General features: G+C 71.6%; 7 protein-coding genes and 2 pseudogenes. 3 read left to right on the top strand and 6 right to left on the bottom strand.

Going from position 1 to position 9846, the window contains the following annotated elements; translation table 11 throughout:
• From F3T56_RS44590 to F3T56_RS44605, 4 genes are all read right to left on the bottom strand, one after another.
• On the bottom strand, nucleotides 1–2495 hold a 2495-nt coding region (locus F3T56_RS44590; protein ID WP_149831176.1), incomplete at its 3' end, for a beta-ketoacyl synthase N-terminal-like domain-containing protein.
• Between the two features lie 77 nt (nucleotides 2496–2572).
• Nucleotides 2573–2824, bottom strand: coding sequence for a helix-turn-helix domain-containing protein (locus tag F3T56_RS44595; protein ID WP_172639474.1), 252 nt, complete (start codon nucleotides 2822–2824; stop codon nucleotides 2573–2575).
• Complete coding sequence (locus F3T56_RS44600) at nucleotides 2824–3912, bottom strand: hypothetical protein (protein WP_149831178.1); 1089 nt, start codon at nucleotides 3910–3912, stop codon at nucleotides 2824–2826. Before F3T56_RS44600 ends, F3T56_RS44595 begins: the two co-directional genes overlap by 1 nt.
• A complete protein-coding gene (locus F3T56_RS44605) occupies nucleotides 3876–5345 on the bottom strand; it encodes an AAA family ATPase (RefSeq protein WP_149831179.1) in 1470 nt (489 codons plus the stop codon). Before F3T56_RS44605 ends, F3T56_RS44600 begins: the two co-directional genes overlap by 37 nt.
• 470 nt (nucleotides 5346–5815) lie before the next feature.
• On the opposite strand from F3T56_RS44605, the gene F3T56_RS47275 reads away from it, so the two are divergent.
• The 3 genes and pseudogenes from F3T56_RS47275 to F3T56_RS44615 all read left to right on the top strand — a co-directional run.
• Complete coding sequence (locus F3T56_RS47275; protein ID WP_216373105.1) at nucleotides 5816–6589, top strand: transposase; 774 nt, start codon at nucleotides 5816–5818, stop codon at nucleotides 6587–6589.
• A complete protein-coding gene (locus tag F3T56_RS47280; protein WP_216373106.1) occupies nucleotides 6501–7583 on the top strand; it encodes a transposase in 1083 nt (360 codons plus the stop codon). The genes F3T56_RS47275 and F3T56_RS47280 overlap by 89 nt, the downstream gene beginning before the upstream one ends.
• A 143-nt stretch (nucleotides 7584–7726) precedes the next feature.
• Nucleotides 7727–8068 (top strand): annotated as a pseudogene (locus tag F3T56_RS44615) (pyridoxamine 5'-phosphate oxidase family protein); the annotation flags it as partial.
• Here the strand turns inward: F3T56_RS44615 and F3T56_RS44620 are convergent.
• A pseudogene (locus F3T56_RS44620) lies at nucleotides 8066–8854 on the bottom strand (acetaldehyde dehydrogenase (acetylating)); the annotation flags it as partial. The pseudogenes F3T56_RS44615 and F3T56_RS44620 sit on opposite strands and share 3 nt — an antisense overlap.
• A complete protein-coding gene (locus F3T56_RS44625; RefSeq protein ID WP_149831180.1) occupies nucleotides 8851–9672 on the bottom strand; it encodes a 2-keto-4-pentenoate hydratase in 822 nt (273 codons plus the stop codon). The gene F3T56_RS44625 and the pseudogene F3T56_RS44620, both read right to left, overlap by 4 nt.
• Nucleotides 9673–9846: the final 174 nt, after the last annotated feature.

Below are 9846 nucleotides of genomic sequence, written 5' to 3' on the forward strand. Positions count from 1 at the left end.
GCCAGCACCCGATGCCCACGCCGCCGCGCATCCGAGAGCCGCTCCAGCAGCACCAGACCCACACCCTCGGCGAGTCCGAACCCGTCCGCCGAGCTGGAGAACGCCTTGCAGCGCCCGTCCGGGGCCAGGGCCCGTTGACGCGTGAACTCGGTGAACATGCTCAGCGTCGGCAGGACGGTCACGCCGCCGGCGACGGCGAGGGTGGACTCACCCTGGCGCAGGGACTGGCAGGCCAGATGGAGCGAGACCAGCGACGACGAGCACGCCGTGTCCACCGTCACCGCCGGCCCCTCGAACCCGTACACGTACGAGATCCGGCCCGACGCCACACTCCCCGTGGTGCCCGTCAGGACGTGGCCTGCGACGCTGTCGCCGGCCTCGCTCGCGCGGGGGCCGTAGTCCATCGGCATCGCGCCCACGTACACCCCGGTCCGGCTGCCCTTGAGCGTCGCCGGGTCGATCCCGGCCCGCTCGAACAGCTCCCACGACGTCTCCAGCAGCAGCCGCTGCTGCGGATCCATCGCCAACGCCTCACGCGGCGCGATCCCGAAGAACTCCGCGTCGAACTCCCCGGCGCCGTCGAGGAATCCGCCCTCCCGCTGGATGAAGGTTCCCGAGCCGGTGGTCTCGGCGGAGTAGCGGCCGCCGATGTCCCAGCCCCGATCGTCGGGCAGGTCGCCCACCACGTCGGACTCGTTCACCAGCACCTGCCACAGGTCCTCGGGCGAACGTACCCCGCCCGGGAAGCGGCAGCCGACGGCCACGACGGCGATGGGGTCGTCCCCGGCGCCGGGTACGTCCGCGGCGGCGGCCTCCTCGTGCGCGTCGGCCCCGGATTCCCCGCTCAGCAGTCCGGCCAGGTATCCGGCGAGGGCGGCGGGGGTGGGGTGGTCAAAGGCGGCCGTGGACGGCAGGGCGAGGCCGGTGGGGGCGGCGAGGCGGCGACGGAGCTCGACGGCCCGCACCGAGTCGAGTCCCGAGGCCCGGAAGGGGAGTTCGGCCTCCACCGTGCCGACTCCGAGTACGGCGCCCGCGTGCGCGCACACCAGCTCGCGCAGGAGCGTGACGCGGACGGCGTGGGGCAGTCCGGCCAGCCGCTCCCGCAGGGAGCCCGCGTCCTCCGTGCTGTCGTCGTCGTCCGCCTCGAACATCCCCTGGGGGAGCTGGACCTGAGCGCCGTCCGCGCCGGCCAGCACCCCGCCCCAGTCCGGGGTGACGCCCGCGACGTGCAGCTGGGCGAGGGAGGCGAGGAAGCGCCCGGCTCCGCCGTCCCCGCGCCACAGCGTTCCGGAGACCGTCACGGGCGCGCCCAACTCCTCGGCGGTCTCCTGCACTCCGGACGTCAGCAGAGGGTGCGGGCCGACCTCGACGGACACCCGCAGCCCGTCGCGCAGCGCCGCTCGCACCGCGGGCTCGAAGTCGATGCGGCCGCGCAGGCTGCGGCACCAGAAGCCGGCGTCGAGGGGCTGCTCGCCCAGTGGTCCGCCCAGGAACGACGAGTACAGCGGCAGCGAGGGACGGCCGGGGCGGACCCCGTCCAGCTCCTCCCGTAACCGGGGCAGCACCTCGTCGATCTGGGGGGAGTGCGAGGCCAGGCCCATGGCGACCTTGCGGGTGCGGATCCCCTCGGCCTCCAGCTCGCCGTGCAGTTCTGCGACGGCCGCGGTGTCGCCGGAGACGACCACGGAGCGGGGCCCGTTGAGCGCGGCCACCACCAGGCGATCCCCCCAGCGGGCCAGGCGCTCCTCGACCTGGGCGGCCGGCAGCCGCACGGAGAGCATCTCGCCGCGCCCCGCGAGCCGTTCCTGCGCCGCGCCCCAGGCCATGCTCACCCGCGCCGTGTCCGCCAGGGACAGCGCGCCGGAGAAGCAGGCTGCGGCGATCTCGCCGATGCTGTGGCCCAGCGCCGCCGCCGGGCGTATGCCGCACGACCGCCACAGGTCCGCCAGCGACACCATCGTCGCGACGAGGGCGGGCTGCACCACGTCGGCGCCGATGAGCGGCGGGGCGCCGCCGGTGCCGCGCACCACGTCCAGCAGCGACCAGTCCACGTACGCGGCCAGCGCGCGGTCGAACTGGCCCATCCGCTCGGCGAAGAGGGGCGACTCCTCCAGCAGCCGCGCCGCCATGCCCTCCCACTGCGAGCCGTGGCCGGGGAAGACGAACAGCACCTCACCGCCGTCCTCCTGGCTCTCGATCCGGCCCTCGACGCACCCCGACGACGGCTCACCGGCGGCCAACGCCTGTGCGGCGTCAGCGAGTTCGTCCAGGGAGTGGCCGAGTAACACGGCCCGGTACGTCCCCTCCCCGCCCGCCGGGGCGAGGGCGCCGGCCACCTGCCGGGGGAGCCAGGAGGGGTTGGCGAGCACGGCGTCCCGGAGGTGCCGTGCACCGGTGCGTAACGCTGACACGCCGCCCGCCGACAACAGCCACGGCAGCGGAACAGCCGACGAGAACAGCTGTGAGGTCGACTGATTCGGGCTCTCTTCGGCCACGTTCTCTCTCCTCTATTCTTCGGGAACATCTTGGGGCCATGCTCGGAGAAGAGCGACGGCCGGCGGCGAGGGGGACGTCAGGACGCCAGGCTGGCGGGCAGCTCGCGGCGGTGCCGTATGTTGCGCTTCCGGTGGGCCCGGGTGAGGTGCTGCTCGACCGTGCTGACCGTGACGAAGAGCTTGTCGGAGATCTCCCGGTTGGTGCGGCCGCGGGCAGCGAGCGAGCACACCCGCAACTCGGCCTCGGACAGCACGTTGGTCACCACGTCGTCGGCTGGCGGCAGGCTGCGCGGCTGCTCCACCGGGACCCCCGCAACCGGCTTGGGCATCAGCGAGGCGCACAGCCCCTCGGCACCGCACGCGCTGGCCATCCGCCACGCTTGCCGGACCAGCAGCCGGGCCTGCGCGGCCGCGCCCTGCTGCTGGTGCGTGCGGCACAGCTCGACCCAGGGTCAGGGCCAGCTCGTAGTGGTCCCCGGCGGTCTGCAGCATGTCGACCGCCGTGCCCAGCAGGTCCGCCTGCCGGGACGAGGGCCGCGTCATGGCCTGGACCCGCAGCGCCACCCCCCAGAGTGCGGCGCCGGCCGCGCTTGACCAGCGCGAGGTGCTCGTCGGCCAGGCGGCTCGCGCGCTCGCGTTGGCCTCGCTGGAGCCACACCTCCACGGCGCCGGTCCGCCACGGCGCCAGCGTCGGCGAGTCGAGGTCCCACTCCTGCGCCTTCTCGCCGCACTCAATCAAGTCCGCGAGGGCGGCGTCGTAGTAGCCAGTGGCCAGGTAGTGGCGGCCGCGGGCGTACAGGTAGTGCAGCCCGAACCGGGTCTCGAACAGGCCCGGCGGGACCGGGCTGTTGACCAGTTCGGCGCTGGCCGCGTGGTCCCTCATCGCCGCACGGGCCTCGATGGCGGTGGCCAGCGGCAGGCCGATCTCGACGCCCCACGCCTCCACCGACATGCTGCGCAGCGCGCCCTCCGCCGCCTCCGCGGCGCAGCGCAGCGATCCCCGGCGCAGTGCGATCAGCGCCCGCGTCGAGGTGAACAGGGCGTTCCAGGTCGAGGCGTGGCGCTCGGTCGCGGCCGTCTGGAGCCGGCCGCACCAGGCGGCCGCCGACTCCAGCCGGTCGGCGTAGACAAGCACCGCGATGGCGGAGTTCAACGAGCTGATGGTGTCGTCCTCGACCAGCGGGTGCTGGAGCACCCGCTCCGCCTCGGCCACCAGCAGGTCGTCGGGACCGCGCTTGAGGACCACCCACAGCGTGTTGATGGCCGACAGCCGGGGGCGCCCGATCTGGTGCCAGGGCACCTGTCGGTGCTGGTCGACCGGGAGGTCGCCGGCGAGCCGCTTGTGCGCCCCGGGGTAGGTGAACGCCAGCCACAGCCGGGTCACGTCCAGCTCCAGCGTGAGCTGCTGCGCCAGCACACCGTCGGCGGGCCCGGCGAACAGGGGGGGCCATCAGCTCGATCGCGTCGTCGAGCCGCCCCTGCACCAGCAGCCGGTGGGCGACCTTGAGACGCAGGGCGCCCGGCACGTCCCCGATCCTGGCCGGCGCCACCAGGGACAGCAGGATGCGCGCGGCGGCCTCGGGCTGGTCCCGCCACTTGGTCCGCGCCAGGTTCGCCTTGATGACGTGGCTCTGGCCCTCGTCGTGGCAGCAGTTGTCGGCCAGTTGCAGACACTGCTCCGCCAGGGACACCCGGTCCTCGCGCAGCGCCTGCTTGGCCACGTCCATCAGGAACTGCGGCGCCCAGTCGTCCTCCACCGTGCCCGCCGCGATCAGGTGCTGCGCGACCACGATGACGGGCGCCGTCATTGCGCAGCAGCCCGGCGACGCGGTGGTGCAGCCGTGTGCGTTCCGAGGCCGACATGTTGTCCAGTACGGCCGAGCGGATCGCCGGATGGCGTAAGCGCAGCCCCTCGATCAGCCGCGACTCGCTGAGGATCTTCATCGCGGCGTCCACGTCGCTCTTCTCCAGCCCGACCAGCCGCGCGAGCAGCGCGGGCGAGCCGACGCCGTTGGCGATCGCCAGCCCCCGGGCCACCCGCAGCCCGTTCAGGCCGCTGCGGCGGGTACAGGCCACCGACGCCTCGCGGAACAGGTCGGCGGCGACCGGGTGGTAGCCCGTCTCGGGGTGCGCCAGCCGGGCGGTGTGGTCGCTCAGCAGGGCCTGCGCCAGCAGCGGGTTGCCGCCGCTCATCGCGTAGAACCCGGGCGCGTACTGCTCCGCGGCGGCCCGGCCGAACCGGTCGGCGATCAGCTGCGCCATGCCCTCTTCGTCGAACGCGCCCAGCCGAACGTGCGCCACACCCGGCCGGCAGGCGAGCTCGGCGAGCGCCCCCTCACACGGAGCGGTCCCGGACGGGCCGAGCGTGAGGAGGATGGTGACCGGGTTCCGCCGACAGCGCCGGATCAGATAGAGCAGGCAGGCGAGCGACTCGGAGTCGACGTACTGGATGTCGTCGACGCACAACACGACCGGCTGGTGCGTGCTGAGTTCGACCAGCAGCGCGTGGTACGCCTGCATGACCTGGACCGCGCCCGTCTCCATGCCGAGGTGGGAGCACTCCTCCTTGGCCCGTTGTAGCTGAGCGTGCAGGTCGGTCTCGGCGCCGACGAGTTCAGCACTCTGGAAGAGCTGCTCCACCACCGCGTACGGAATTGCGCTCTCGACCTTGGAGCCGACTGCGCCGAGCACCATGTACCCACGTGCCGCGGCTCTGGCCACCACGGCCTCCAGCAGCGTGGTCTTGCCGAACCCGACCGCACCGCTGATGACACCCGTCGCGCCGCTCCCCTCGGCGCTTCGGTCGAGCAGTCCTGCGAGCTGGTCGAGGCATTGGTCGCGCTCCGGCATGTTCCCGGGAGCCCTTCTGTTGGTCGTTGCGGCGTCTCGCAAGGGTTCTACTCCGGGCCGGCGTCTTGGACACGATTCACGCCGCAGCGGACGAGGCGGGCCCTCGGCCCCGGGGGAGTGCGGCGGCCGGCGCTCGACACGATCGGCATCCGCCTCACCAGGACTTCGGTGCGGCACGACATCCACTGTGCGGCACCCGGCGCGACACAACGAGCTGACAGTTTTAGTACGCCTCCGGTGAATACCACTGCCGTTGGTACGTCTGGCAGTAGCAGGTTGAGCGGTCCGGCGGCGGCGGTGGTCTTCATGACGTCATGGCCGGCAGCGGGGACTCTGGTGCGCAATTCCTGACGTGGGGTCGGCTGAGTACGCGATGATCTCCTGAGCGGTCGCCTTTCCCGTTGTGCGGCCGTGGGGGTGATGTAGATGTCGATGCGGCCCAAGGGCCTGCCGCCGGTTCCGAGCAGACCGTGGCGGTGGCCCGCGCCGCGTTCCCCAAGGGCAGCCTGGCGATCCGGGTCCGCGACCGGCTCGCGGAGGTCTTCGCCGACGATCCGTTCGCCGAGGCGTTCGGGGTGCGTGGGGCGCCGGGGCTCTCGCCGGGCGTCTTGTCACTGGTGACGGTGCTGCAGTTCGCCGAGAACCTCACCGACCGGCAGGCCGCGGCGATGGCGATACGCGCGATCGACTGGAAATACGGCCTCGGGATGGAGTTGGCGGACACCGGCTTCGACCACAGCGTGCTGCCCCGCTTCCGGGCGAGGCCGGCCCAGCATGGACTGGAGCGCACGGTCTTCGACCGGCTGCTGGAGTACTGCAAGGAGGCCGGGCTGGTGGCCGCTGGCGGCAGGCAGCGCACCGATGCCACCCACGTCATCAGCGCGGTGCGGGATCTGAACCGCACCGAGCTGGCCGGGGAGAGCGTGCGGGCAGCTCTGGAGGCGCCGGCGGTGGCCGCCCCTGCCTGGCTCGCCGAGGTGGTCGACGTCGCCGAGTTCGCGCACCGCTACGGGGAGCGGATCAACGGCTGGACGATGCCCCCGTCCAAGACCAAACGCGAACGGCTCGCTCAGGCGTTCGAGCAGGACGCGCTGACGCTTGTGCCGGGCGGCCTGGGCCGATGCCGCCCCGTCGTGGATTCGCGAGATCGAGGCCGTGCAGCTGTTGCGGCAGGTGCTGGTGCAGACCTACTACATCCACACCGACAACCGGGGGCGGGAGGCGGTCAGGAAGCGGGAGGCTGACACGGACGGCGTCCCGCCCGGCAGCATCCGCCTGGCCTCGCCCTACGACGCCGATGCGCGCCGGGCGGCCAAGGGGGAGGAGCTGTTCTGGCTGGGCTACAAGATCCATTTGACCGAGACCTGCCATACTCCTTCCGGAGCCGGAGCCGGAGCCGGAGCCGGAGCCGGAGCCGGAGCCGGAGCCGGAGCCGGAGCCGGAGCCGAAGCCGAAGCCGAAGCCGAAGCCGTGGACCGGGAAAGACGCGGGGACGCGGACGGCGGGCTACTGCCGCCGAACCTGATCACGGATGTGATGACCACCCACGCCGCCGTCCCCGACGTGCAGGCCACCGCCCCCATCCAGCAGCGGCTGCGCGAGCACGGCCTGCCGCCCGGCGAGCACTATCTCGACTCCGGCCACCCCTCCGCCGACCTCATCCACGCCGCCGCCGAGCTCGGCACCGAAATGGTCACCCCCGCCCTGCTCGACCACTCCCGGCAGGCCAGGGCCGCCGAGGGCTTCGACAAGAGCGCATTCTCCATCGACTGGAAGGCCCGCCAGGCCCCCTGCCCGGCCGGACGCACCAGCAGCAACTGGAACCCCGTCCACCAGCACGGCAGGGACGCCATCGTGGTCACCTTCGCCGCCACACCCTGCGCAAGCTGTCCCCTCCTCGACCGGTGCACCACCTCCCGCCAAGGCCGCCGGATGCTCACCCTGCGCCCCCGCGAACCGCACGAGACCCTCGCCGCCGCCCGCGCCGAACAGCAGACCGACGCCTTCAAGGCCCGGTACAGGCTGCGGGCCGGCGTGGAAGGCACCATCAATCAGGCCCTCGACGTCACCGGGATGCGCAGGGCCCGCTACCGCGGTCTGCCCAGAGTCCGCTTCCAACACGCCTTCTCCGCCACCGCGATCAACGTCGTGCGGCTCGACGCCTACTGGAGCGGACACCCGCTCGACCGCACCCGCAGCAGCCGCCTCACCCGGCTCAGCCACCAACTCGCAGGCTGACGCACGAATTGCGCACCAGAGTCCTTCTTCTTCCCAGGTCTTGGTGTGCCTGAGTCTCTGGTCGTAGGTCGTAGGTCGTAGGTCGTAGGTCGTAGGTCGGAGGTCGGTGGTCAAGTGATCGTCGGCATCGGAAGATCCGAGATGTGGAATCTCCTCGTTTTGATGTCGACGCTTTCCTGCAGCAGCCGCTCACTGCTCGCATCGCGACGAGCGGGCCGACGGTGTGTCCGGTCTGGTTCCTCTGGGAAGAGGGAGCCTTCTGGACTTTGACAGGCCCGTGGGCCCGGTTGTTCGACCGCGTGAAGGATGACCCGCGCGTCGCCCTCGTGGTGGACGAGTGCGATCTCGTGACAGGTCGCGTCCGGCAGGTGATTGCTCGGGGGCGGGCCGAGCTGGTGCCTTTCGACGTGGCGAGGGGGCGGCGGAAGCTGGCCCGCTACTTGGGAGCCGACGAAGCTCTGTGGGACGCGCGCTTCGTACACTACGGGCTGGTCGCCGGGGATCTCGGTGATCTGGACCTGCTGCTTGAGCCGGTAGCCGGGGACGTAGGCAGCCACGTCGGCGACCATCTTCTCCACGCTGGCCCTGATCTCCTCGTGCTTGACTGGGTCGGGCGCGGTGACGAGGGCGAAGACGGTGTCGCGCATGATCAGCGGTGGCTCGGCGGGGTTGAGGATGATGATCGCCTTGCCGCGCCGGGCGCCGCCAACCTCGACGATGGCCGCGGAGGTGGTCTCGGTGAACTCGTCGATGTGGGCGCGGGTGCCGGGGCCGGCGGACTTGGAGGCGATCGAGGCCACGATCTCGGCGTACTCCACCGGCACCACCCGGGAGATCGCGGCCACGATCGGGATGGTGGCCTGGCCGCCGCAGGTGACCATGTTGACGTTCGGGGCGTCGAGGTGCTCCTCGAGGTTGACCGCGGGGACCACATACGGGCCGATGGCGGCCGGCGTGAGGTCGATGAGGCTCTTGCCGAGGGGCTGTAGCTTGGAGGCGTTGTGCTCGTGCGCCTTGGCGGAGGTGGCGTCGAAGACGATCTCGATCTCCTCGAAGCCGGGCAGGGCCATCAGGCCCTCGACGCCCTCGTGCGTGGTCTGGAAGCCGAACCGCTTCGCACGGGCCAGGCCGTCGGAGGCGGGGTCGATGCCGACCATCGCGCCCATCTCGAGGTGCTGGCTGGTGCGCATCACCTTGATCATCAGGTCGGTGCCGATGTTGCCGGAGCCGATGATCGCGACCTTCACCTTGGAACGGTCGGAGTTGCTCACTGGTCGTCTCCCTTGTTGCTGAAGCGGACGGCGACGGTGCCGAGTCCGGAGATGGTGGTGGTCACCTCGGCGCCGGCGGTGACGGGACGCATCGGCCCGAGGGCGCCGGAGAGGATGACTTGGCCGGCGCGCAGGGGCTCACCGAGCTGGCGCGCCTTGGTGGCGAGCCATTGCAGTGCGAGGAGTGGGCCGCCGAGGCAGGCGGCGCCGGTGCCGGTGGAGTCGTCCTGGCCGGTGACGGTCATGGTCATGGTGACCTCCCGCGGCGTCACCTCGGCGAGGGTGTGGCGTTCGGTGCCGAGCACGAAGGCGCCGACGGAGGCGTTGTCGGCAACGGTGTCTGCGAAGCGGATGTCCCAGCCCGCGATTCGGCTGTCGCAGATCTCCAGGGCGGCAACGGCGTAGTCGACGGCGGTGGCGATCCGTTCGAGGTCCAGGTCGCCGTCTGCAAGGTCGTGCTTGAGGACGAAGGCGACCTCGGCCTCTACGCGGGGCTGGAGGAACCGGTCGATCGGGATGGTTGCTTGGTCGGGGTGGACCATGTCGTCGAGGAGGACGCCGAAGTCGGGCTGGTCGACGCCGAGCTGGGCCTGAACGGCTGTGGAGGTGAGTCCGATCTTGCGTCCGATGACGCGTGCGCCGGCGTTCTTGCGGTTGTCGATGACCCGGTTCTGGACGGCGTAGGCGGCGGTGACGTCGTCGGGTCCGATCAGGTCGCGCACCGGAGCGCACGGTGTGCCCGAGGTTGCGGCCCCGATCAGTCGCTCGGTGGCCGCGATGATGGATGCCGTGTCCGGCGGCGTCGTGGTCTGGCTCATGGGTCCATGGTCATGGAGGCTCTCGGAGGAACCCAACGGTCTGGTTCCGGTCACCGGAACTGCGGTCTGGCCGGTCGAGGAGTGTCTGGACGGTCCACGGGCCCGCAGCTAGGGCCTGTTCTGAGTTGAGATCACGGGATCGGTCATTCCCGCTTCAGGAGGGCGCTGGCTGCG

The sequence above is a fragment of the Streptomyces tailanensis genome (assembly GCF_008386495.1).
GTDB classification, from domain to species: domain Bacteria; phylum Actinomycetota; class Actinomycetes; order Streptomycetales; family Streptomycetaceae; genus Streptomyces; species Streptomyces tailanensis.